The 22718-nt window shown below is 41.0% G+C and carries 25 protein-coding genes and 1 tRNA gene; 13 read left to right on the forward strand and 13 right to left on the reverse strand.

Annotated elements, in window-relative coordinates; genetic code table 11:
- Window positions 1–16: 16 nt before the first annotated feature.
- The 8 genes from FXV77_RS13195 to FXV77_RS13230 form a co-directional block, all read right to left on the reverse strand.
- On the reverse strand, window positions 17–787 hold the full coding sequence (locus FXV77_RS13195; RefSeq protein ID WP_148919706.1) for an MBL fold metallo-hydrolase: 771 nt from the start codon (window positions 785–787) through the stop codon (window positions 17–19).
- On the reverse strand, window positions 784–1056 hold the full coding sequence (locus FXV77_RS13200; RefSeq protein WP_148919707.1) for a hypothetical protein: 273 nt from the start codon (window positions 1054–1056) through the stop codon (window positions 784–786). The genes FXV77_RS13195 and FXV77_RS13200 overlap by 4 nt, the downstream gene beginning before the upstream one ends.
- On the reverse strand, window positions 1034–2035 hold the full coding sequence (locus FXV77_RS13205) for a glycosyltransferase (RefSeq protein ID WP_148919708.1): 1002 nt from the start codon (window positions 2033–2035) through the stop codon (window positions 1034–1036). Before FXV77_RS13205 ends, FXV77_RS13200 begins: the two co-directional genes overlap by 23 nt.
- Before the next feature lie 3 nt (window positions 2036–2038).
- Complete coding sequence (locus FXV77_RS13210; RefSeq protein ID WP_148919709.1) at window positions 2039–2989, reverse strand: glycosyltransferase family 2 protein; 951 nt, start codon at window positions 2987–2989, stop codon at window positions 2039–2041.
- Between the two features lies 1 nt (window position 2990).
- Window positions 2991–3629 (reverse strand): DUF4199 domain-containing protein, encoded by a 639-nt coding sequence (locus FXV77_RS13215; protein WP_148919710.1) that lies wholly within the window; start codon window positions 3627–3629, stop codon window positions 2991–2993.
- Between the two features lie 3 nt (window positions 3630–3632).
- Window positions 3633–4301, reverse strand: coding sequence for a hypothetical protein (locus FXV77_RS13220; RefSeq protein WP_148919711.1), 669 nt, complete (start codon window positions 4299–4301; stop codon window positions 3633–3635).
- Window positions 4302–4304: 3 nt separating this feature from the next.
- The gene (locus FXV77_RS13225; protein ID WP_148919712.1) at window positions 4305–5573 is read right to left on the reverse strand and encodes a dihydroorotase; all 1269 of its coding nucleotides are present in this window, start codon (window positions 5571–5573) and stop codon (window positions 4305–4307) included.
- Window positions 5574–5673: 100 nt separating this feature from the next.
- A complete protein-coding gene (locus FXV77_RS13230; RefSeq protein ID WP_148919713.1) occupies window positions 5674–6246 on the reverse strand; it encodes a UbiX family flavin prenyltransferase in 573 nt (190 codons plus the stop codon).
- Between the two features lie 352 nt (window positions 6247–6598).
- Here FXV77_RS13230 and FXV77_RS13235 point away from each other — a divergent pair, with 352 nt between their 5' ends.
- The 8 genes from FXV77_RS13235 to FXV77_RS13270 all read left to right on the forward strand — a co-directional run bounded on the left by FXV77_RS13235 (window position 6599) and on the right by FXV77_RS13270 (window position 14605).
- The gene (locus tag FXV77_RS13235; protein WP_148919714.1) at window positions 6599–7105 is read left to right on the forward strand and encodes a DNA-deoxyinosine glycosylase; all 507 of its coding nucleotides are present in this window, start codon (window positions 6599–6601) and stop codon (window positions 7103–7105) included.
- Between the two features lie 77 nt (window positions 7106–7182).
- Entirely contained in the window at window positions 7183–8361 is a 1179-nt protein-coding gene (locus FXV77_RS13240) for an AIR synthase related protein (protein WP_148919715.1), read from the forward strand.
- 29 nt (window positions 8362–8390) lie between these two features.
- Entirely contained in the window at window positions 8391–8801 is a 411-nt protein-coding gene (locus tag FXV77_RS13245; protein ID WP_148919716.1) for an ATP-dependent zinc protease family protein, read from the forward strand.
- Between the two features lie 57 nt (window positions 8802–8858).
- On the forward strand, window positions 8859–9794 hold the full coding sequence (gene rimK / locus FXV77_RS13250; protein ID WP_148919717.1) for a 30S ribosomal protein S6--L-glutamate ligase: 936 nt from the start codon (window positions 8859–8861) through the stop codon (window positions 9792–9794).
- Between the two features lie 92 nt (window positions 9795–9886).
- Window positions 9887–11179: a (Fe-S)-binding protein gene (locus FXV77_RS13255; protein ID WP_148919718.1), complete on the forward strand. Its 1293-nt coding sequence runs from the start codon at window positions 9887–9889 to the stop codon at window positions 11177–11179.
- A gap of 10 nt (window positions 11180–11189) precedes the next feature.
- The gene (locus tag FXV77_RS13260; RefSeq protein WP_148919719.1) at window positions 11190–11984 is read left to right on the forward strand and encodes a (Fe-S)-binding protein; all 795 of its coding nucleotides are present in this window, start codon (window positions 11190–11192) and stop codon (window positions 11982–11984) included.
- Window positions 11985–12071: 87 nt separating this feature from the next.
- Window positions 12072–14189 carry a catalase gene (locus FXV77_RS13265; protein WP_222867794.1) on the forward strand — a complete coding sequence of 706 codons (2118 nt, stop codon included), beginning with the start codon at window positions 12072–12074 and terminating at the stop codon, window positions 14187–14189.
- 32 nt (window positions 14190–14221) lie between these two features.
- Window positions 14222–14605 (forward strand): diacylglycerol kinase, encoded by a 384-nt coding sequence (locus tag FXV77_RS13270; RefSeq protein ID WP_148919720.1) that lies wholly within the window; start codon window positions 14222–14224, stop codon window positions 14603–14605.
- Between the two features lie 36 nt (window positions 14606–14641).
- Here the strand turns inward: FXV77_RS13270 and FXV77_RS13275 are convergent, their stop codons facing one another.
- Together FXV77_RS13275 and FXV77_RS22545 are read right to left on the reverse strand one after the other, a co-directional pair.
- Window positions 14642–15487 (reverse strand): VOC family protein, encoded by an 846-nt coding sequence (locus tag FXV77_RS13275; protein ID WP_148919721.1) that lies wholly within the window; start codon window positions 15485–15487, stop codon window positions 14642–14644.
- 251 nt (window positions 15488–15738) lie between these two features.
- Complete coding sequence (locus FXV77_RS22545) at window positions 15739–15825, reverse strand: hypothetical protein (RefSeq protein ID WP_262713628.1); 87 nt, start codon at window positions 15823–15825, stop codon at window positions 15739–15741.
- A gap of 428 nt (window positions 15826–16253) precedes the next feature.
- Between FXV77_RS22545 and FXV77_RS22550 the strand changes: the two genes are divergently transcribed.
- Window positions 16254–16382: a hypothetical protein gene (locus tag FXV77_RS22550; protein WP_262713625.1), complete on the forward strand. Its 129-nt coding sequence runs from the start codon at window positions 16254–16256 to the stop codon at window positions 16380–16382.
- A gap of 147 nt (window positions 16383–16529) precedes the next feature.
- On the opposite strand, the gene FXV77_RS13285 is transcribed toward FXV77_RS22550, so the two are convergent.
- A tRNA-Leu gene (locus tag FXV77_RS13285) sits at window positions 16530–16613 on the reverse strand.
- Window positions 16614–16675: 62 nt separating this feature from the next.
- Window positions 16676–17554 (reverse strand): Ppx/GppA phosphatase family protein, encoded by an 879-nt coding sequence (locus FXV77_RS13290; RefSeq protein ID WP_148919722.1) that lies wholly within the window; start codon window positions 17552–17554, stop codon window positions 16676–16678.
- A 141-nt stretch (window positions 17555–17695) separates the two neighbouring features.
- Between FXV77_RS13290 and FXV77_RS13295 the strand changes: the two genes are divergently transcribed.
- The 4 genes from FXV77_RS13295 (at window position 17696) to FXV77_RS13310 (ending at window position 20964) form a co-directional block, all read left to right on the forward strand.
- A complete protein-coding gene (locus FXV77_RS13295; RefSeq protein WP_148919723.1) occupies window positions 17696–18775 on the forward strand; it encodes an agmatinase family protein in 1080 nt (359 codons plus the stop codon).
- A 102-nt stretch (window positions 18776–18877) separates the two neighbouring features.
- Window positions 18878–19318 (forward strand): VOC family protein, encoded by a 441-nt coding sequence (locus tag FXV77_RS13300; RefSeq protein ID WP_148919724.1) that lies wholly within the window; start codon window positions 18878–18880, stop codon window positions 19316–19318.
- A gap of 435 nt (window positions 19319–19753) precedes the next feature.
- Entirely contained in the window at window positions 19754–20050 is a 297-nt protein-coding gene (locus FXV77_RS13305; RefSeq protein ID WP_130140537.1) for an HU family DNA-binding protein, read from the forward strand.
- A gap of 440 nt (window positions 20051–20490) precedes the next feature.
- Complete coding sequence (locus tag FXV77_RS13310; RefSeq protein WP_148919725.1) at window positions 20491–20964, forward strand: helix-turn-helix domain-containing protein; 474 nt, start codon at window positions 20491–20493, stop codon at window positions 20962–20964.
- Window positions 20965–21027: 63 nt separating this feature from the next.
- Here the strand turns inward: FXV77_RS13310 and FXV77_RS13315 are convergent, their stop codons facing one another.
- The gene (locus FXV77_RS13315) at window positions 21028–22713 is read right to left on the reverse strand and encodes a RagB/SusD family nutrient uptake outer membrane protein (protein ID WP_148919726.1); all 1686 of its coding nucleotides are present in this window, start codon (window positions 22711–22713) and stop codon (window positions 21028–21030) included.
- Window positions 22714–22718 lie beyond the last annotated feature (5 nt).

Here is a 22718-nt window from a genome sequence, read left to right on the forward strand (position 1 = left end):
TGTCGTGACGTTTGCTTTATTGAACATCAATAACAAGCCTATCATAAGCCACCCGAATACCCTCGGGAAGTGTCCTTTCTATATCGTCATGTTTCCCAAATCGGTGGCTGATATGTGTTAAATAGGTCGTCTTCGCTTCTATTTCTTCCGCAAACGCAATCGCTTCGTCTTTGGTAAAATGCGATATATGCGGTTCTTCTTGCAAAGCGTTTACAACTAACGTATCGACACCTTTCAACAATGCCTTTGATTCGTCCGACACGGTCTTGGCATCTGTTATATAGGCGAAGTTACCCATACGAAACCCCATTACGGGCATTCTATAATGCATTACTTCAATAGGGATAATACTTTGCGTACCTACGCGAAAGGTTTCTCCCGCCAAAATTGGTCGAAGATCCAATCGGGGCACGCCCGGATATTTCTGTTCGCCAAAAGCATAATAAAACTCACGTTTTAACGATTCATGCGTAATGGTCGTTCCATATATAGGAATAGATTGCTGCTGCTGATAGTTAAAGGCGCGAACATCATCCATTCCTGCAGTGTGGTCTTTATGCGCATGCGTAACCAATATCGCATCTAGACGACGTACGTCCTCTCGTAGCATCTGATAACGAAAATCGGGACCTGTATCAACTACAATATTGGTATCGTCGTCTAATTGTACCATGATGGATGTACGCAAACGCTTGTCTCGCGTATCGGTAGATTGGCATACAGCACATTGACATGCTATGACGGGCACGCCCTGTGACGTTCCTGTACCTAAAAAAGTTACCCTCAACGTGTCGCCTCCCCTTTTTTGGCCACTTTATAAAAAGCAACTTTTTTCTCATCCAATAGCGATATATCTACCTCCATATCACGCAATAATTGTATTAATGACTGAATTCTAACTTCTAAGTTTGAAAATCTATTAACAACGATAACCCGTGTATTTTGAAGTACACACGCACCTGTACGAAAAGAGCCTTTTTCATACCGAATCCGATAACCCAATGCGGCAAAAAGATCTTCCAGTTTTCCTAAATTATGTTGAGTGAACGTTAGCATAATGTCTATAATAGTTACTTATAAAACCTAACCCATAGGCTATTAATTGTGTATAGGCAGCTACAACTCCAAATCCTGCAACGCGGATACTCTTCGTGTTGAACCATGCATGTAGAAATAATAAGAAAGTGTAAAGTAGCAGCACCATATTGCCCATACCGCAAAGTAAGGGTAACATTGGAATTTGCCCGCGGCTCGCCCAATTGATCAGATTTAATAATACCAAACCGGATAAACCGACAACAAAAAGTGCAGGTAAAGTGTGTACCAACTTCAGTTCATCAGGAAAAAGCTGATAAATATCGATACGCCCCTTTCCAAACCCGTAGGTTTGCTTAAAAAATTGTTCAAATGTAGCTCTACGCTTATGATATACAAATGCCTCGGGAATCAATCCTACGTGAAAGCCCTGCCGTACCATACGAATGCTAAATTCAATATCTTCTGAACGACGAGATAGTTTAAATCCATGGGTCTCTTCATAAACCTTCCTGGATATCCCCATGTTAAAACTCCGCGGATGAAACTGTCCTACATGTTGTTTATTTCCTCGGATCCCTCCTGTCGTAAATGGGCTGGTCATCGAATAGGAAATAGCTTTTTGAATATTCGTAAAAGACGGGTGTGCAGCATCTGGCCCGCCAAAAGCATCCCAACCATCACGCTGTATGCCGGCAGCTACTTGCTGTAAATAATCTTCCGGCACGATAACATCCGAATCAAAAACGATAAAATAATCTCCTTTTGCCCGGGCAAAGCCAAAATTACGTGCGAACCCTTGCCCCTCGTTTCTTTTCTCATAATAATGAATGTCCAGTTTATCATGGTAATTTTCCACAATATGTTTGGCAGTCTTAAATGAGCCATCCTCCACCACAATAACTTCAAAGAGTGAATATTGTTGTCGGGTCAATGATCCCAAAAGTTCATCAATTTCCTGTGGTCGGTTGTACAAAGGAATCACAATCGAGAAAAACATATGCTAAATTTCTTTTTCGATATGGTATTGATTTCGTTCGGAAGAATTACGGGAAACAAGTTCGGCTATAAAACCAGTCAAAAATAACTGCGTACCGATAAGAATAGCAACAAGCGAAAGATAAAACAAGGGTTGGTCTGTTATATTTCGATATATTGTACCATCCGCAATGCTTTTCAATTTTTCAAATATCAAGTAACAGGTAATAAAGAACCCGATGATGAAACTCAAAACACCGATCGCTCCAAAAAAATGCATCGGACGTTTACCAAATTTTCCGACAAAAAAGATGGAAAGCAAATCTAGAAATCCTTTAACAAAGCGTCCTGGACCAAATTTCGTCGTACCATATTTACGTGGATAGTGTTTGACGATCTGTTCCTGTATATTTCTAAATCCTGCCCATTTTGCCAAGACCGGTATATAACGATGCATTTCTCCATACACCTCGATACTTTTTACGACTTCTTTGCGATAGGCCTTTAACCCACAATTAAAATCATGTAAATTGTGTATGCCTGACATGCTACGCGTTACGGAATTAAACAACTTTGTAGGAATGGTCTTGGTCAATGGGTCGTAACGTTTTTGCTTCCAACCCGAAACCAAATCGGCACCGTGGTTTTTTATTCGGTCGTACAGCCCTGGTATCTCATCAGGGCTATCCTGCAAATCGGCATCCATCGTGATGACGATATCCCCTTGTGCTGCATTAAATCCCACATTCAAGGCTGCTGATTTACCATAGTTCCGACGAAATTTAATACCGACAATTTGTTCATGCAGCAGTTTAAGCCCCTCGATTACATTCCAGGAAGTGTCATTACTCCCATCATCCACCAAAATAATTTCATAGGAAAAGTCGTGCTCGTTCATCACCCGACGAATCCACTCCGTTAATTCGGGTAAAGATTCTTCCTCGTTATATAAAGGAACAACAACCGATATATCCATATTAGTCTTCCTCTGGCTTATATTGCCCTCCATTATCCGTTTGGTTCAAGTCGTTTTGTACCGATAAAAAACCAGGTCGTTCACGTTTTAGGATAGCAGCAAGAATCAAAGCAAAAACGAAATACATAATTAACGCTATGCCGAGACCTTTCAGATTTTGTCCGATGGAAAACTCCCGTAACTCATCTCTTTGCTTTTCTAGATCAGCCACTTGCTTATCAATAAGATCGTCATCAGCCCCTATACTTTCCATTGTCTCGATGGTCAAGTTAATCGTTTTATCGAAAACAATTTGCTGCGGCTCGGGATTAGCCAAATTGAACAAAGCACCTCCTATGGTGGAGATAATGACCGCAATCGCCAGCATGACAAAAATGCCTTTCAATGCTTGGCTAAAATTCCAAAAACCTCCTGCCATTTTTCTCAGCAATACAGCAAAGTATGCCGACAAGGCAATCATGAGCACAAAAGAAACGCCACCCGTCACGATAGAGCTTATCTTGAAATCCGAGCTGTTTACCAGCACATACATCGATACAATACTGATCACCAAAGAGATGACACCAAGATAAACCCCATATTTAATACCTTCTTTTTTTACTTCTTCCGTTGGAAAAGTTGAATTAAAATCGTGATTCATAATTTATTTATTAAAGTTTACAATAATCTTGTAAATAGCGCCATCCAAGGACTTATTGTTGGAAGCATGGAGATATTCCGTTAGCTGTTCCTCTTCCGGATATGGCTCGTTAAAGAAAGACATTACCGGATAAAACAGCTCCCTCAATTCATCTTGAGGAGATAGTGACGAAGCTACTTTATTTATTTCAGCAAAAGTACTTTCCACCAAAATCTGATTGGCTATTACCTTTTCATAAATGGCGTATTCATCCTGAAATTCATCTTCTTCCACCAACAAAAATTCCTTTAGGTAATCGTCTAAAGAGGGATCAATATCATCATCTTCACACTCCTGTAGATACAAAAAAACATTCAATAACTCGGTACCTCTATCGATTGTTTCTTCTTCAATAGCTTCCCATTCGGGCGAATCCAGATAATCTTCTTCCAATTTCTGCACATCTTCGGCGAAGAAGTTTACCATTAACAAATCGAAGTAAATCTCCCGAAGCTCTTCAAAACGTTGATCGTTATCAAAAGCTTCGTCCAACGCTTGTACTTTATCTATAAAAGGCGCGTCTTTATCAAAAGCCTCCTGCAACGCAACCTCGAACGTTCCCGCATCGATACCTTCTGTCTGCGCATACATGTGAATACCGGCGTCAAACGCCTTTTTTACTTTTGCATCCATATCTTATTTAATTTCAACCAACTGACCGTGGTTAATGACTACTTTTACTTTACCTGTTAATTCTTGTCCAAACACAGGACTATTTTCCGACTTTGATTTATTGCTGTTGCTGTCCAACGTCCATTTTTCTTTCATATCGAACAGCACCAGATTAGCTTCGCTTCCTTCTTCGAGTGTAGGAATATCTTTCCTAACGACTTGTCTGGATTGTACGACCAAATATCGTACAATATCTTCGGCGATAAGTCCGGCCGCTATTAAAAAAGGCAATGTCGTCTGTAATCCTAATATGCCTTCTTTTGCAATATGAAACTCCACATTCTTATACTCCACTTCTTGCGGTGTATGTTGCGAAACGATAGCATCTATCGTCCCATCTCTCAACCCTTTTAAGAGTGCTTTTATATCTTTCTTGGTACGCAACGGCGGATTCACCTTAAAATTACTGTCAAATCCCACTACTTCCTCATCGGTGTACACCAAATTATGTGCTGCGACATCGCAAGTTACTTTTAATCCTTTTGCTTTCGCCTTTTTTATCAAATCTACCGATTCTGCTGTAGAAATACACGTAAAATGAATACGAGCGTCATTATATTCGGCTAAAAATAAGTCGCGTGAAACCATGAGCGATTCTGCTAGATTCGGTTTCCCTTTCATGCCCAGATAGGTACTCATCTGCCCTTCATTCATTTGATGTCCTCCGGCGACAGATTCGTCTTCCGCAAAAGAGATAATCAATCCTTCAAATCCTTTCGCATATAACAACGCCCTCCCCATTAGACCCGCTTGTTGCACAGCATGATTTCCATCGCTAAAAGCGATCGCTCCAACTGTTTGCATATCATATAATTCTGCTAGTTCCTTTCCTTCGCGTTTTTTACTTATGGTGCCCACAGGGTATACATCTACTATATTCCCTTTTGCTGAATTAACGATCAACGCCACTTCCGAACGGCTGTGAATAGGCGGATTCGTGTTCGGATAAACAGCTACGCCGGTGTATCCTCCTGCAGCAGCCGCTTTTGTACCCGTTGTTATATCTTCTTTGGTTTCCAGACCAGGTTCGCCAAAATTAGCATGCAAGTCAAAAAAACCGGCTGAAACCACCCGTCCTTTTCCATCTACATTATGTATCTTTTTATTTGTCGGCTTGATGTCCGGCGCGATACGGCTAATATGTCCTTTTTCAATAAGTATATCAACGATATTTCCGTTATGCGGATGACCGGGCAATATAAGCTGAGCAGAAGAAATCAATATATTATCCATGAATAGTATTTAAACAAATTAATGAGAGAAAGTGGGACTGTTTCATTGAAAAACAAATGTACAAAATATATCGAAACACCGATATTGCAAATATGGGTTTTTATTTCCTATCGCCCCAAGCATAACTATCCACGTGAATGTCACATAGCGAAAGTACTCTATCTACCACCGTAGCAGCTAGTTCTTCGAACGTTTTGGGAAGGCTGTAAAACGATGGGCTTGCCGGACAAATAATCCCCCCAGCTTGTGTCACCAGATTCATATTTTGTATATGGATGGTGCTCAACGGTGTTTCGCGCGTAACAAGCACTAATTTTCTTCGTTCTTTTAAAATCACGTCTGCTGCCCGGGTGGTCAAATCAGAGGATATCCCCTGGGCGATACGTCCTAATGTACCCATGGAGCAAGGACATACGATCATGGTTTCGAAACGAGCGGAACCGGAAGCAAATGGTGCCATAAAATCGTTTTTATTATAAAATGCAAAAGGATACTGTTGGTAATTATCCGTTCCCAACTCAAATTTCCACACATCCTTCGCATTGTCGGACATCACCACTCCCACTTCCCCCACTTGGTCTCCCAGCTTGCTTAATTTATCCAATAATACCTTCGCGTATATTGACCCGCTAGCACCGGTAATAGCAACGATTATCTTCTTTTTCTGCTTCATAACGTTCTAGACAAAGCTATTAAAAAATAAGGGTTTCTTTATATGTTTTTTGTGTCGCTCAAGCCGCGGCATGGCTCATACTTTTTTTTCCGCAAAAAAACTCGCCACTTTAAAATTTTGAATGGAGGAATCGTGCATAAATTGGATTTCTACATATTTCAAAATTTTATATGTGGCATTCAGGTGTTAAAGAGGGGATAGTACAATTGTATGAACCCTCCCTTAACATTAAGATGCCGCATCCGAATGTTTTACAACTGTACAAACTCATCCCTAGTAGTCCCCCAATGTAAAATATTCGAAGCGGCGATTTTTTCGTTCTTTTTTCTAAAAAAAGAACTACATTCGAATCATGTTCAAGAAATCATTCGCCCCTATTATTCCCGAAAAAAGCAAGCTTCTGATTTTAGGTTCCTTGCCCGGAGATAAGTCGTTGCAGGAAAACCAATATTATGCACATCCTCAAAATCGTTTTTGGAAGACATTGGCTTTACTCCTATCCGCTCCTCTCCCGATGGATTACAGGAGTCGAGTAGCCTTATTACACCAATATCATATCGCCGTATGGGATGTCTGCGAAGCGGCCATTCGAAAAGGGAGTATGGATACAGACATCTTAGAAGAAAGTCCTAACAAAATAGACCAATTGCTCCGAGATAATCCCGATATCAGGGTTGTCTGCTTCAACGGACAAAAAGCGCAAAAACTATTTGATAAATATTTTAAACGCACTGCTGACATCCAATATATCACGCTTCCGAGCACTAGTCCTGCCAACGCTAGCTTTAACCAAGAGCGATTGTTGGGGGCTTGGGACATCGTTCGTGAAATGGCAGGTATATTTTCAGGTATATTTTAATGTATTAAGGGGAATGTGTGTACTTTTTATCTTTCCGTTATAGGAATATCATTGGGTTTGTTATTTTTGCACATACGATGTCAGACTTAAAATACAATCAGCGGGGTGTATCCGCAGGCAAAGAGGACGTGCACAACGCCATCAAAAACATAGACAAGGGCTTATTTCCCAAAGCTTTCTGTAAAATCATACCCGACATACTAGGTGGTGATGAGGCTTGGTGTAACATCATGCACGCTGATGGTGCCGGCACAAAATCTTCGTTGGCTTATGTTTATTGGAAAGAGACCGGGGACACCTCTGTTTGGCGCGGTATTGCCCAAGATGCTATTATCATGAACCTAGACGACCTCCTTTGCGTGGGAGCAGTCGACAATATCCTGCTCTCCTCTACCATCGGACGTAATAAAAACCTTATTCCGGGTGACGTAATCGCCGAAATCATCAACGGCACGGAGGATATTCTTGCGGAATTGCGGGAACTGGGTATCGGCATCTACTCTACTGGAGGAGAAACTGCTGATGTAGGCGATTTAGTGCGTACCATTATTGTGGATAGCACCGTGACATGCCGTATGAAACGGGAAGATGTCATTTCCAATCACCGCATCAAAGCTGGAAACGTTATTGTAGGACTGGCATCTTACGGACAAGCAAGTTACGAAAGAGAATATAACGGTGGTATGGGCTCCAATGGTTTGACATCAGCCCGCCATGATGTTTTTCATAAATACGTAGCTGAAAAATATCCAGAAAGCTATGACCCTGCTGTACCTTACGAGTTGGTATTTTCTGGTAGTTGTAAATTGACAGACACCATTACCATCAATGAAAAAGAAGGCGTAACCGCAGGCAAGCTAGTGCTTTCTCCTACACGCACGTATGCTCCCGTTATCAAGACAATTCTCGACAAATATCGTCCGCAAATTGACGGAATGGTTCACTGCTCGGGAGGAGCCCAAACCAAAGTATTACATTTTGTTGAAGATGTGCATGTCATCAAGGATAATTTATTTCCTATTCCACCCCTGTTTGACCTGATTCAAAAACAATCGAACACAGCTTGGGAAGAGATGTATAAAGTCTTTAACATGGGGCATCGTATGGAGCTGTATATTCCACAAGAAATTGCCGAAGATATCATTCAGATATCGGCGTCATTTGGCATTTCTGCACAAATCATCGGTCGTTTAGAAGAGGCTGTTTCCAAAAAAGTAACTATTCGCTCGCCACATGGAGAGTTTATCTATGAATAAAGAGTAAGGATAAAAATAAATGACAAGTAATGCAAGTGAAGCGTATCATTGGCCGCATAGAAACCGTAGATTTACCCGAGCTGGGACTCTATAACATTTGTGCAAAAGTGGATACGGGTGCGGAAACGTCTGTATTACATTGCAACCAATATCAAATTTTCGAAAAAAACGGACATCGTTATATTCGGTGTACTATCCAAGGACATCCGGACTTTACTTTTCTTATCCACCGGGAACGCGTAGTGAAAAGCTCTTTCGGACAGTCCGAAACGCGACATATCTTTATAACGAAGATAAAATTATTCAACAAATTATTCGACATCAAATTATCCGTAAGAGACCGTTCTGCTATGTCCTACCCGATGCTATTGGGCAGAAACTTCATTAGCGGTAAATTCTTAGTCGATGTGTCACACGACCATTTGGCGAAGAATATATAACGACACACCAAAACTTATCCTAGACTCATCTGTTTTAACTATATAAAAATACTTTCCGTGAATATTGCTGTATTATCAACAAATAAAAATCTCTATTCGACCAAACGTTTAGTCGAAGCCGTTCAATCCCGTGGGCACCATTGTGTTGTCATCGATCACAGCAAATGCTACGTGGGTATTCAACAGGGAAAACCTACCATCCATTATAAAGGGCAAGATTTATCCCATATCGACGCCATTATCCCACGGATTGGTTCATCGCTGACGTTCTACGGCTCCGCCATTGTGCGTCAGTTTGAAGTCATGAACGTCGTATCAGCTAATCCAAGTCAGGCTATTACGCGCTCTCGGGATAAACTACGTTGCATGCAGATTCTTTCTGGTGCTGGCCTCGGCCTTCCGATTACCGGTTTTGCGCGCTCCGTTTCCGATGTAGACGATCTGATCAATATGGTCGGCGGCGCTCCTTTGGTTATTAAACTATTGGAAGGAACACAAGGCATAGGTGTGGTATTGGCGGAAACAAAAAAAGCAGCTTCTTCGGTTATCGAAGCATTCTATGGCCTAGGCAACAATATCTTGATACAGGAATATATTAAGGAAGCGAAAGGAACCGATATTCGGGCATTTGTGGTAGATGGCAAGGTGGTAGGCGCGATGAAACGTACGGCTAAAGAGGGAGAGTTCCGTTCGAACCTTCACCGTGGTGGAAGCGCCGAAATTGTCAAGCTGACACGCACAGAAAAGCAGACAGCGGTATCCGCAGCTAAAGCCATGGGGCTTACTGTAGCCGGTGTAGACATGCTCCCTTCTGCACGCGGACCACTTATCCTGGAAGTTAATTCATCGCCGGGACTAGAAGGTATTGAGACCGCTACGGGAAAAGATATCGCCAGCGAGATTGTAAAGTACCTGGAGGGGCAATATGCTATCACACAGGCTGCAAGAGCCGTAAACACCAAACGTAAAGTAAAAAAAGAGAGCAAACTATAAATCCGCTATTTTTAATCTTTCCAAATATGTATTATGCCAGCATAGTATTAAACCGTATCGTTATATTTGTGTAGAAACCAACTAAAATAGTTATGATGGGGCAAATCATCTTCTTTTGTTTGTTTGTGCTCGCTGTAGTGATTTTCGCTAGAAACGCTCGCCGTATCTACAAAAATATAAAGCTTGGCAAAGCTGTAGATCGAAATGACAGACCGGTTGAACGCCTGAAATTGATGCTGCTGGTTGCTTTCGGACAAAAAAAGATGTTTAAGAAACCCCTTCCTGCCCTATTACATTTAGGTGTATATGTAGGTTTCTGTATTATCAATATCGAAATGCTGGAGATTGTCATCGATGGATTATTCGGCACACATCGCGTTTTTTCTTCTTTAGGATCGATTTATAATGGTCTCATATACGCTTTTGAGTGGCTGGCTTTTGCGGTATTATTCAGTTGTATTATCTTTCTCATTCGAAGAAACGCGCTCCATATTTATCGTTTTGGCGGTCGCGAACTCAAAAACTGGCCAAAAACAGACGCTAATCTTATTTTAATTGCGGAGATATTGCTTATGACGGCGTTTCTTTTCATGAACGCCGCCGACTTTAAGCTTCAGCAACTTAACCATCCATCCTATCATCACGCAGGTGCATTTCCCGTTAGTCAGTTCTTACTACCTTTATTGCCGGAAACTGCTTCTACACTGATAGGAATAGAACGGTTCGCTTGGTGGTTTCATATTATCGGCGTGTTAGCCTTCTTAAACTATCTCCCGATATCGAAACATCTACATATTATCCTGGCTTTCCCGAATACCTATTTCTCGAAATTGGAACCCAAAGGCAAATTCAACAATATGTCTGCCGTCACCGAAGAAGTGAAAGTGATGCTGGATCCATCCCTTCCGCCGCCTACCGGAGAAGTTAGTCGGTTTGGTGTCAAGGACGTACAGGATCTTACCTGGAAAAACCTATTAGACGCATACACGTGTACCGAATGCGGCCGTTGTACTGCTGCCTGTCCGGCAAACATTACAGGCAAGCTGTTGTCACCCCGTAAAATTATGATGGATACGCGAGATCGTCTCACAGAAGTAGGACAAAATAGGGCAAAAAACGGAGATTTCCAGGAGGACAACAAATCATTAATAGATACCTATATCACAAGAGAAGAAATATGGGCGTGCACAACATGTAACGCCTGTGTAGAAGCATGCCCGGTGAATATTGACCCCTTAGAGATTATTATTGGATTACGCCAATATGCGGTAATGGAGGAATCACAGGCACCTGCAAGTATCAACGCAATGTTCAGCAATCTAGAAAACAACGGCGCACCCTGGAAATATGCACAGGCGGATCGTGCAAACTGGACAAATCAATAACAAAGAGCTTATGGAAACAACCTTTCATATCCCTACAGTAGCTGAAATGACAGCAAAAGGCGAACGTCCGGATCTTTTATTTTGGGTCGGATGTGCAGGTAGTTTCGACGAACGCGCCCAGCGTATCACCAAATCTATCTGCAAGATTTTACAGCATGTCGGCATTAAATACGCCATCTTGGGCACGGAAGAAAATTGTACAGGCGATCCGGCAAAAAGAGCGGGAAACGAGTTTCTTTTTCAAATGCAGGCCATGATGAATATCGAGGTATTACGTGGCTATGAAATAACGAAAATCGTGACGGCCTGTCCCCATTGTTTCAATACACTTAAAAATGAATACCCCAATTTAGGTGGAAGTTTCGAAGTCATCCATCATACCCAACTCATTCAATCGTTGATAGCAGAGGGTAAACTCAAACCTGCCGATGGGAATGCATTCAAAGGAAAACGCATCACCTATCACGATCCCTGTTATTTAGGTCGTGCCAATGAGGTCTATGAAGCGCCCCGACAGGTATTGGAGGTGCTTGATGCAGATCTGGTCGAATTAAAACGCTGTAAGAGCAACGGCTTGTGTTGTGGCGCAGGTGGCGCACAAATGTTCAAGGAACCCGAACCGGGAAAAAAAGATGTCAATGTCGAACGTGTGGAAGATGTCATCGAATCAAAGGCAACCATAGTTGCTGCCGCTTGTCCGTTCTGTATGACGATGCTACGGGACGGTGTTAAGGCGAAAGAAATAGAACAAGAGATTCAGGTATTGGATGTTGCCGAAATTACCGCTAAAGCGAATAATCTATAACTTTTGCTCGTCCTTCTTATTCCAATTTAGTTTTAGCCGAAACAAATAAACCGCTTCAGCTGTTTAGTTAGTGGGCAAGCTAAAACTATGATGAAAGACAAAAAAACTCCCCAGGCAAATAAGATTGATCAGCACCTCGTAAACAATGATCAAAAAGTAATGACCACCAATGATGGTGTGCCTATTTACGATAACAACAACACCTTGAAAGCAGGCGAGCGTGGTCCTTCCCTTCAACAAGATCATATCTATTTTGATAAGCTCATGCATTTTGACCGGGAGCGAATTCCTGAACGTGTGGTACACGCCAGAGGTTCTGGTGCGCACGGTACTTTCGAAGCTACCGCTGACATGTCAGCTTATACGACAGCCGCGTTTCTGAAAAAAGGAACCGTTACTCCCCTATTCACCCGGTTCTCAACGGTTGCCGGATTTAAAGGATCTACAGATTTAGCTAGAGATGTAAGGGGATTTTCTGTTAAATTTTATACGGAAGAGGGTAACTATGATTTAGTAGGGAACAATATCCCGGTTTTTTTCATTCAAGATGCCATGAATTTTCCAGATGTGATACATGCGGTAAAACCGGAACCCAATAATGAAATGCCACAGGCGGCTTCTGCGCATGATACTTTTTGGGATTTTATTTCCTTAATGCCCGAAGCGGCTCACATGACCATGTGGGTCATGTCCGACAGGGCCATCCCCAGAAGCTTAAGAATGATAGAAGGATTTGGTGTACATACCTTTAAATTCATCAATGCCGAAGGAAAAGCAACTTTTGTAAAATTCCATTGGAAACCAAAACTGGGTGTACATGCTGTTGCGTGGAACGAAGCGCAAAAAATATCTGGGTTTGATTCCGATTTCCATCGCCGCGATTTATGGGAAGCCATTGAAAATGGAGATTTCCCGCAATGGGATTTAGGGGTGCAGCTTATTCCCGAAGAAGACGAAATGAAATTTTCTTTTGATCTTCTCGATCCCACTAAAATAGTTCCGGAAGAATTAGTTCCTGTTCAAATTATTGGCACCATGACCCTAAATCGCAATCCCGAAAACTTCTTTGCAGAAACAGAACAGGTTGCTTTTGATCCCGGGCGGGTAGTTCCGGGTATAGATTTCTCCGATGATCCGTTGTTACAGGGAAGAGTATTCTCTTATATGGACACACAGAATTACCGTTTGGGCGGCCCCAACTTTCATGAGCTACCGATCAACCGACCTATCAACGGCAAACATAATAATCAAAAGGATGGATTTGCCAGAATGGATGTTTTAAAAGGTGAAGTAAGTTACTTCCCCAACAGCAAAGCAGAAGGATGCCCCTATCATGCCATGTTAAAAGGAGAAACAGGTTATCAATCGCACAAACAACCGATAGATGCTGCTAAAGTCAGAGCTCGATCAGATTCCTTTGCGGACCACTTCACACAAGCAAGATTATTCTTCCATTCGCAAAGCGAAGAAGAGCAAGAACATATTATCAGTGCATTGAGTTTCGAGTTGTCCAAAGTAAATGACGAGAACATTCGCAGACGGGAACTGGCGATTTTAAACCAGATTGATAGCACGTTGGCCAAAAAGGTCGGAGACAATTTAGGGTTAGTTCCGCCGAAGGAGCTCGATTCGCTAACCTTGAAATTTGCCCGGCAAAACCATCCCAATTATCCCATTACACCGAAAAAGCCAGAAGTGGAAAAATCGGAAGCGTTGCGGATGAAAGTAGAAGAAGGAAAAGGCAACATAAAAACCCGCAAGGTGGCTTTTTTACTCGATGACGGCGTAAGTAGGGCCTCGGTGGATAGCATGCGTATGGCCTTGGAGGCCGAAGGAGCTCAAGCCGTTCTCATTGCGTCACATGTCGGAAAAATAAAGTTCAAAGAAGGGGGTGAAGAGCAAATCCAACACTCGTACCTCACAGATGCTTCTGTATGTTATGACGCTTTTTATACGCCGGAAGGCGAATCTGTAAGTAAACTAGCTGAAAACCCAGATTATCTGCAATTCATAAACGAAGCTTACCGTCATTGTAAAGCAATAGCCTTTGCAAAAGGTGCCGAAGAGCTCGCTGCTAAATCCTTTATAAAAAAAGATAAGGGTATTATTTTTGAAAGTGAAGATAATTTAACGAGCGACTTTATCCAGGTGATGAAGAGACATCGTATTTGGGAAAGGGAGAAACTCCGCAAAGTGCCTGCATAGATCATCCAAAAGCTAGCATTAAAAAATGAAGAATGTCAAGTAGTAATAAGAAGCTCACTTTTGGCAAGCGGATAGAAAGTTTTAAATATGCTATTGAAGGAATGCTTCATCTTATTCGTCAAGAACCTAACGTCCGAATACATATTATTGCAGCGATAGCTGCAGTAATATGTGGATGGTATTTGGACATTAATAAAAATGAATGGCTCGTTATAATCGTATGTATTGGGATTGTCTTTACAACAGAAATAATCAATACAGCAATTGAAAATATCTGTGATTATATATCACCAACACAACACCATAAAATCAAAATTATCAAAGATCTAGCTGCAGCAGCTGTATTGGTAAGCGCTATCATGTCGGTCGTTGTTGCGAGTTGCATTTTCCTACCCAAATTGCTGGCCATATTATAAAGACAATTTTGGGTATTTTATCTCTTTAAGCTTTTGCTATTCTGTAGCTTTTTTCAGCGTTTCGATATCGATTTTCTTCATTTTGTAAAAAGCAGCACTCACTTTGGGTGCGAGCTCAGGATCGGTCATCCAGACAACTAATTGCTTCGGAATCACCTGCCACCAAGCCCCGAACTTATCCCGGACCCATCCACACTGGCTTTCTTCCCCACCCGCTGCAAAAGCGTTCCAGAAGTGGTCAATTTCTTCCTGTGTTTCACATTCAATGTACATGGAATTTCCCCACGAAAAATGAAAATCATGTCCGTTTCCACCGTCCATCGCCGCGATGACATAATCATCCAGTACACACTGTCCATGCATCACCAAACCCTTCATATCTCCTTCCTGATGTTTCATCACACCGTCCAATTTGCTATTTTTAAACAGCTTTACATAGAAATTCAACGCTTCTTCCGCCTTACCATTGTATTCTTGCGTAAACATGTAAGTCGGAATAAATTTTTGTCCATGCACATCGTCATTTACTTCCCCAAAATACAGTTGCCAAGAAACACCAAATTTGTCCTGAACCCAGCCGTATTTCTCGCTCCATTCATATTTATCTAACGGCATCAATACCTTTCCGCCATCAGATAGTTTATTCCAGATGCTTTCCAGTTCGTCTTTATCTTCCAAAACAGCCATAAACGAAACAGCTGGATTGGGTTTGATTTCCGGTCCGCCATTGAGCGCCAGAAATTTTTGCCCGCTTAGTTCAAACGTCACCACCATTTGGGTATCTGTCGTGATATTTCCATCACCGAATGTATCGATATAAAATTGTGCAGCATCTTTTCCGTCCTTGTCGAACCAGATGCAGGGATAAATATTGTTTTTCATCTTAATCAATCATTTTCAACTCTTTATAAAATCAAATGCGCCTTTTTTTAGTTTACCATCATTTCAGGACTCACAATACCCTCGAAAACTTCCTCTATGGGTTTCTGTATTCCGATGGATGCTTTTACTGTTACTTTCATGTTACCATAGTTTTAAGTTGTCAAAAACTGAAGGATAGCACATATCCGAAGGGGCAAGTTCTAAAGATTTTTAATAAAAAGACTTTCCATAAGACAAGAAAAATGGAAAGTTTATCCTTCCGGTATTCGAGGCTTTCTTTTTCCAAAAAACTGAACGATCAGTTCCCCTTCGTTGTCAAAGACTTCGATACTGCTCACGATTCCACCGCTCCAATATACAGACAAAGGTGCAAATATCCCTTCCTTTTGCAGAACGAATGCTTAGCATAAAACAGGCAGATAGGGCAATTTTGTGACAAAATTAGGGGTTTTTCAAAAAGCTTTTGGCACAATTTCACCCTATTAAAAGTGTTTTCTATACGCTGTTATGACAAAAAAATGGTGTTTAAGATATATTCAGAACTGTTTTTTTGGATATATATATAGAAATATGACAAAACTAAAAACGCATTCTTTTTTTGAAAAAGAGCACGCTTTTTTTCAAAAAGAATGCAACAATGAAAAAAAAGATCGCTCTTTTTTTACAATAAAGCGATACCATTTATTTTTATAGTGATACATCGGGATTTTTTATCCCTTCTTTTTCTTTTGGAAAGGGTAAAATTTGGCAATGTATCAATCGCATTTTGCAGATCATCAATCATGCGCAATTTTATAATGGTATTGTACAGCATTATATCGGTACCACACAGCATAGTATCGATCGTGAACAAAAAAAGAGCGATACTACGGGAGATACTATAGATATTACGTAAAAATTTATAGCTCCTTTTTTGCGCAGTATATTTCTATTTTTGCAAAGTAGGCGTATGATAAGAAAAGATATCGCTCCTTTTTTCGAATGTAGTGCTCATAAATAGGAAAAAAGAAAAGTCCCTGCCAAAAGCAGGGACTCACCGTTGTGCCCAGGAGCAGATTCGAACTGCCACGCCCTTGCGAGCGCCACCCCCTCAAGATGGTGCGTCTACCAATTTCGCCACCTGGGCATTGCGTTAGCAAAAGTAATGCTTTTTAGGACATTTGAGAAAGATTTTCGGCAATTTTACGATTATTTCTGTAAGTTATTGTCTATCAAAGTCTGAATAATTCCGTCCACTAAACCAACCCTAGGAGCAACAATATTCTTTAAACGTCCTACTTTCATAATGGTTAAGAAAATATCTGCCGCTGGAATAATAACATCGGCCCTATCCTGTTTTAATCCCAGTACATGAATGCGATCTTTAAGAGAATAAGCATTCAGATGCTGATAAATGGCCCTGAGTTTAGCATAAGACATTGGCTTGTCAGCTTTATCGTTGGCAATCCGCGAAAGTTTATTGATATTTCCTCCTGTTCCAATACCATATATATGTTTGTACTTTTTGGTATATTCCTTTATCCATTGCTTCATATCATCCCAGGTTTCCGAACGGTCTTGATTGTCTAATATTCGGATAGTCCCTAGATTGAAAGATTTAGAAGCCACCAGCTTCCCATCCGCGAATAGAGATATCTCCGTACTCCCCCCTCCTACATCAATATAGAGATAAACCTTGTTGGCATCCATCTTATCTTGAAGATGACTACTATAAATAATTTTGGCTTCCTTACCCCCATCGATGATCTGGATGTCGACACCTACTTTTTTACATGCCTTTACAATTTCTGCTCCGTTGTCCGCATCCCGCATAGCAGAGGTAGCACAAGCCATATAATTAGAAACACGGTAAACGTCCATGAGGTTGCGAAAAGCTTGCATGGTTTTTACCATATTATCAAATTTAGGCTTTGAGATATGATGATTTATAAACGCATCGTCTCCTAGGCGCAAGGGTACCCGAATAAGCGCTTCTTTTTTAAATTCAACAGGTTTAGTCTCAGGATTAACCTCTGCAATCAATAATCTAACGGCGTTAGATCCGATGTCTATAGCTCCGTATCTCACAGATAATATTTTTGATGGTGTTGATTATAACTTTAATAATGTACAATATTAACAAATCCAATATTAATATTGTATTAAGTTAATGTATCTATTTTATTTTTATCTTTCTATTATCTTTACAGACAAAATCAAATCATAATCATGTCTACAAAAGAACAGAAAATAGCAAATTTTGACCCATCGCAACCGGGACTGGCGGAGGCTAGCATCTATGGCTTACCCTTTACCGCTGAGGAAAGTGAGATTATCGTCGTACCAGTACCTTGGGAGGTAACAGTGAGCTACGGGGCGGGAGCATCGTTAGGTCCAGAAGCTATTATGGAAGCTTCTTTTCAAGTAGATTTACTCCATCAGGAGTTTCCCGACTTATGGAAGCTTGGTATCTACATGGATGAAGCACCCGAACATTGGATAACGAACAGCGAACGATATAAACAGCTCGCTCAACCCATTATTGAGGCGCTGGAAGCAGGGAAAGATATTCAACAAAGTCCGGAACTCCAAGCAGATTTGGCCATTATCAATGAAGCTTGTGAAACATTAAACAATGCCTTACATCAACGTGTATCAAATTGGCTAGCAAACGGGAAAAAGGTTATCTTACTCGGCGGTGACCATTCTACCCCGTTAGGATATTACCGTGCTTTGGCGGATAAATATGAGGATTTCGGGATCCTTCATTTTGATGCCCATATGGATCTTCGCATCGCATACGAAGGTTTTACCTATTCACATGCTTCTATTATGTACAACGCTATTCAACTACCTCAAATCAGCAAATTAATTCAAGTCGGAATACGTGACTTCTGCGAACAAGAGGTTGCTGTTGTAAAATCATCTCACAAAGTGCATGTTTTTACGGATTCAGACCTCAAAGCAAAACAATTTGAAGGTAAAACATGGAGACAACAAGTGGATGAGATTATCAATTTACTTCCCAACAAAGTAGCTGTAAGTTTCGATATCGACGCATTATATCGTTGGTATTGCCCCAACACCGGCACACCTGTACCGGGCGGATTATCCTACGAGCAAGTGACTTATATGCTAAGTGCTTTGGCTAATTCAGACAAACATATCATCGGGATTGACTTAGTTGAAGTAGCACCTGGCGAGATCGATGAATGGGATGGAAATGTGGGTGCGCGTCTGCTATTTCATCTATGCGGTGTATTGGCAAAAAGTAACGGACTAAATACCGGCGTGCCCATTACATTTTAAAAGCATACATCATCGCAAGGCGGGCAATACTTTTCTTGTCTTATGGCAAGGCCTCCCTTTTTCGAAGCGCCTATCTTTGATTTAAACAAAATATTTAAAATCATGACAAGACTACACGCTTACCTGAATTTCAACGGAAACTGTGAAGAAGCTTTCCAGTTTTACCAGACTGTTTTCGGAGGTTCACTATTGGGCATTCATCGATTTGGAGATATGCCCGCTGATCCCAATTTTAGCATTCCCGAAGCGGATAAGAACAAAATTATGCATACGGCTTTACGAATTAATGAGCATGCGATGATCATGGGTTCAGACTGCATCGAGAGTTTTGGACAAAAAGCCGTATTTGGTACAGCCAACTATATTATGCTGGACACTGACTCGCCCGAACAGGCTCGAGAATGGCATAACAAACTCAGCGTAAATGTGCAAACAATGGAAATGGATTTGGGCGAAACGTTCTTCGCCGAGTTGTTCTCCTCCTTCATAGATCAGTTTGGCATCGCCTGGATGATTCATTATGAAGGCAATAAAACAATGTAGCAATCGATTTTTTTCACAAGAAGTGGTCATGAATACACTATTGTAGAGATTATTGAACACCAATGGATAATACAGCAGAAGGTATGAAAAAGCCAAAAGGGCAAACTGAAGGATGGGAAAAATTTTTAGCTTAGCTAAAATCCATCTGGAATACGAAATAAATTTCCGGAAGGGAGCATTTGATTTTATACGACCAACAACGTAATTCCGGCTTCAAAGGCTTATTTTTAAGAAAAAAGAAAAAAAATTATTATTCTTTAGGATTTTTTTTGGTTTAAACGATATTATATTTATATTCGAACCGAAAGCAGCGATAAGCCTAATACGCAACTATAGAAGGGTCGGATATAGATAAAAAATGAGTATTGTTATCTAAAATTTATATTTGTGGCATAGAATTAGTACATACACTATAAATCTTAAACTTGAATAATAATGAACAAAACAGACTTGATTAAGCATATTGCCAGCGAGGCTGGAATTACGCAGTCACAAGCAGAGAAAGCCGTTAACAGTTTTACAGGCGCTGTGTCCTCATCTTTAGCAAAAGGAGAAAACGTCACCTTAATCGGTTTCGGAACTTTTGGTATATCTGATCGTGCTGCTCGCAACGGTAGAAACCCACAAACTGGTGCGACTATCAAAATAGCTGCGAAAAAACTTCCAAAATTTACCGCAGGTAAAGCTCTTAAAGAGGCAGTAGATGCTCCTAAAAAAGGAAAGAAAAAATAACGAAAAGTTATACAAAAAAAGGGAGCTTTCGCTCCCTTTTTTTGTATATAAAACAACTTACGACAGCCCCGTCTGACGTGTATACTTAGCGGATTTGTAACGAAGCTGCGTAAGTTGGGGTCCTTATCGGTTTTAACAGTGGTAGGGAAGCCTATGTGTTTTCCCCGTTCATACCGGGCTGTGTGTCGTAACGTTTGTATTGTAGACACACTACAAACGGACACATAGACTACTACCACCTATGACCAAATGATTATCTCTCCCGTGTTAGTTTTTTCAATCCTAATATTAAAGAACAATGCGATCATATGAAGTAGAAAAAATTATTTACGCTTCACATTGGTTATACAATCCAAATATACAACATCTTTTGTTAACAGCAAATATTTACCAAATTTTATTTATATACAATTTGCGCAAACAATGACTCTATTTGCGATGTGCTACATATCAACCGGGATATACTCATGAGCATCGGTGCCGAACTTCGTGCCCGACGCGAAGCATTGTCTTTCTCACAGAACGACATCGCTAACATGACAGGCCTTACTGTCAATACCGTCTCTGCCTTAGAAAAAGGTAAAGGCTCTACATTGAATAATTTCTTGCTTATTTGTCGTGCCTTAAAAATACAACCCAAAGATGTTTTTATAAATGATATAGATCTAACACCACTTTACACATTACCTCCATCAACAAAACGTCGGATTGATATCACAAAAAAACTAGACGAACTCGTCAATAATAGTGACTTCTTCGATACACCCAAACGTGTTGCAGAAGTTATCGAAGAATTGGAATCAGACAGAAGCGAAAGCAATAAATTCTCTGTTTATCTTACCAGTTATTGCAAAGAAGGAGAATTGGATTATATCAAGGAAGGTAACATCAAACGCTACGTAAAAAAGAAATAAGTCTCTTTGCTTCAAAACAAAGAGACTTATAAACAGCTATCTTTTCTACTTATTTAAAGATCTTTAATTGTAGCCCGGATTTTGCGGAATTTCCGCTTCATTGATATCAATTGCTGCTTGCGGGATTGGTCTGTAGATCTTATCTTGTCCGTCCTGTCCTCGAAAAGCCTGGTCCACCCCTACCCGACGTATATCATAGTTGTAACGGCCGCAAAGTTCTTTTAATTTCCCGGTACGGCGCAACTCCGCCCATCGCAAGTACTCTCCAGCAAATTCTTTCGCACTTTCAATCAATAGTCCATCTAAGGCTTCACTTTGACTGGAAGCATTAGCAATACTTTCCGAGAGTGTAAGCGTACCTCCATCTTTGGCATTTCCAGGTCGGTCCAAAACCTTTTGTACAAATTGTTCTGCTGTAGGAAAATCATTTAAGCCAATACTCGCTTCCGCATAGAGAAAGAATGTTTCCGCTTTCCGAGCCAACACAATATCCCGCACACTCGCATGTGTGTTGAAAATCTGTCTTGTGCTTGGGCTGTCGAATTTTTTGATGACTGGAGTACTCATATCAATCTGATAAGCAGCTCGATATGCTTGCTCGTCATATTTGAAAGGATAATAACGGAAATTGGAAGCGATCTGGTCTTCTTTTCCTTGTACCCAAGCTAATGAATCCGCACGTGTGTATTCACGCTCCCACACTCTCGGATAATAGGCGCGGATAGGAATTTCAGTTTTATCCTTATTGCCGTCATAATAATCAAAATATTGATCATAAATTGTCAACATAAACGTCGCGTCATATCGTGCATCGTTTTCTTCGTAAAAGTTGTGCAAATTCCAAGCAGGAATCAACGCCGACGTCATATATTTATGGTTTAATTCCGCTCCTCCTAGATATGGTCCGAATAACCCTTGCTGATTGTTCCCTTCACTTACGTCCCCGATGGACCCTCCGTCATACTGCACGGCAAATAGCACCTCATCATTCATTTCGTTTGTTGGCGACCATAATTGCTCATACGGAATACTAATCGTATATCCATCAATTGCCGCTTCTGCATATTCTTGTGCCTTTGTAAAATCAACACGTTGATTTAAGTCCCAAGCTCTGGTCAAATAGGCCTTAGCGAGATAATGATTTGCCGTAGCTTTATTTACCCTGGCACGATTATCTCCCAAATTGGGCAATGCCGCTTCCATTTCACGGATCACAAAATCAAAAGATTCCGCTAGTGATGTTCGAGGAAGACTTAAACGCGGACCTTCCAATGTCGGTTCATCATTGATCACAATGGCACCGAACTGTTCTATTAATGTAAAATGATAAAAAGCGCGTAAGAATCGTAACTCTGCCAGCCATGTCTGCCGTTGTTCTTCGCTAACTTCCGCTATATCATTATAGAATATCGCCACATTTATGTTTTGTATAGCTTGATAACAATTGGTATAAAATGTCAACACATCGCCATTATCGGCAAACAGCTGCGTATACTCCATCAATGCACGGTTGGCTTGCTCTCTGTTCATCTGGTAAATATCAGTTCCCCCCAATAAAACCCAGGGAGCTTCTACCCCAAATGTGGTACGCAGGGTAGCATATGAAGTGTTCATAATAGACGTGTATCCTGCCTCGGTTCTATAAAACTCTTCATTGGTAATCCCGCCTCGGTTATCCTCCTCAAGGAACTTTGCACATCCCGATAACGCCAGTGCACCAACACACCATGCATATATTGTTTTTTTCATCTCTT

The sequence above is a fragment of the Sphingobacterium phlebotomi genome, from assembly GCF_008180195.1.
In the GTDB taxonomy this organism is placed as follows: domain Bacteria; phylum Bacteroidota; class Bacteroidia; order Sphingobacteriales; family Sphingobacteriaceae; genus Sphingobacterium; species Sphingobacterium phlebotomi.

Coding starts and splice junctions, on each gene's coding strand:
- FXV77_RS13200 (WP_148919707.1), bottom strand. CDS start 1,056: ATGCTAACGTTCACTCAACATAATTTAGGAAAACTGGAAGATCTTTTT.
- FXV77_RS13205 (WP_148919708.1), bottom strand. CDS start 2,035: ATGTTTTTCTCGATTGTGATTCCTTTGTACAACCGACCACAGGAAATT.
- FXV77_RS13210 (WP_148919709.1), bottom strand. CDS start 2,989: ATGGATATATCGGTTGTTGTTCCTTTATATAACGAGGAAGAATCTTTA.
- FXV77_RS13215 (WP_148919710.1), bottom strand. CDS start 3,629: ATGAATCACGATTTTAATTCAACTTTTCCAACGGAAGAAGTAAAAAAA.
- FXV77_RS13220 (WP_148919711.1), bottom strand. CDS start 4,301: ATGGATGCAAAAGTAAAAAAGGCGTTTGACGCCGGTATTCACATGTAT.
- FXV77_RS13225 (WP_148919712.1), bottom strand. CDS start 5,573: ATGGATAATATATTGATTTCTTCTGCTCAGCTTATATTGCCCGGTCAT.
- FXV77_RS13230 (WP_148919713.1), bottom strand. CDS start 6,246: ATGAAGCAGAAAAAGAAGATAATCGTTGCTATTACCGGTGCTAGCGGG.
- FXV77_RS13235 (WP_148919714.1), top strand. CDS start 6,599: ATGTTCAAGAAATCATTCGCCCCTATTATTCCCGAAAAAAGCAAGCTT.
- FXV77_RS13240 (WP_148919715.1), top strand. CDS start 7,183: ATGTCAGACTTAAAATACAATCAGCGGGGTGTATCCGCAGGCAAAGAG.
- FXV77_RS13245 (WP_148919716.1), top strand. CDS start 8,391: ATGCAAGTGAAGCGTATCATTGGCCGCATAGAAACCGTAGATTTACCC.
- FXV77_RS13255 (WP_148919718.1), top strand. CDS start 9,887: ATGATGGGGCAAATCATCTTCTTTTGTTTGTTTGTGCTCGCTGTAGTG.
- FXV77_RS13260 (WP_148919719.1), top strand. CDS start 11,190: ATGGAAACAACCTTTCATATCCCTACAGTAGCTGAAATGACAGCAAAA.
- FXV77_RS13265 (WP_222867794.1), top strand. CDS start 12,072: ATGATGAAAGACAAAAAAACTCCCCAGGCAAATAAGATTGATCAGCAC.
- FXV77_RS13270 (WP_148919720.1), top strand. CDS start 14,222: ATGTCAAGTAGTAATAAGAAGCTCACTTTTGGCAAGCGGATAGAAAGT.
- FXV77_RS13275 (WP_148919721.1), bottom strand. CDS start 15,487: ATGAAAAACAATATTTATCCCTGCATCTGGTTCGACAAGGACGGAAAA.
- FXV77_RS13295 (WP_148919723.1), top strand. CDS start 17,696: ATGTCTACAAAAGAACAGAAAATAGCAAATTTTGACCCATCGCAACCG.
- FXV77_RS13300 (WP_148919724.1), top strand. CDS start 18,878: ATGACAAGACTACACGCTTACCTGAATTTCAACGGAAACTGTGAAGAA.
- FXV77_RS13305 (WP_130140537.1), top strand. CDS start 19,754: ATGAACAAAACAGACTTGATTAAGCATATTGCCAGCGAGGCTGGAATT.
- FXV77_RS13315 (WP_148919726.1), bottom strand. CDS start 22,713: ATGAAAAAAACAATATATGCATGGTGTGTTGGTGCACTGGCGTTATCG.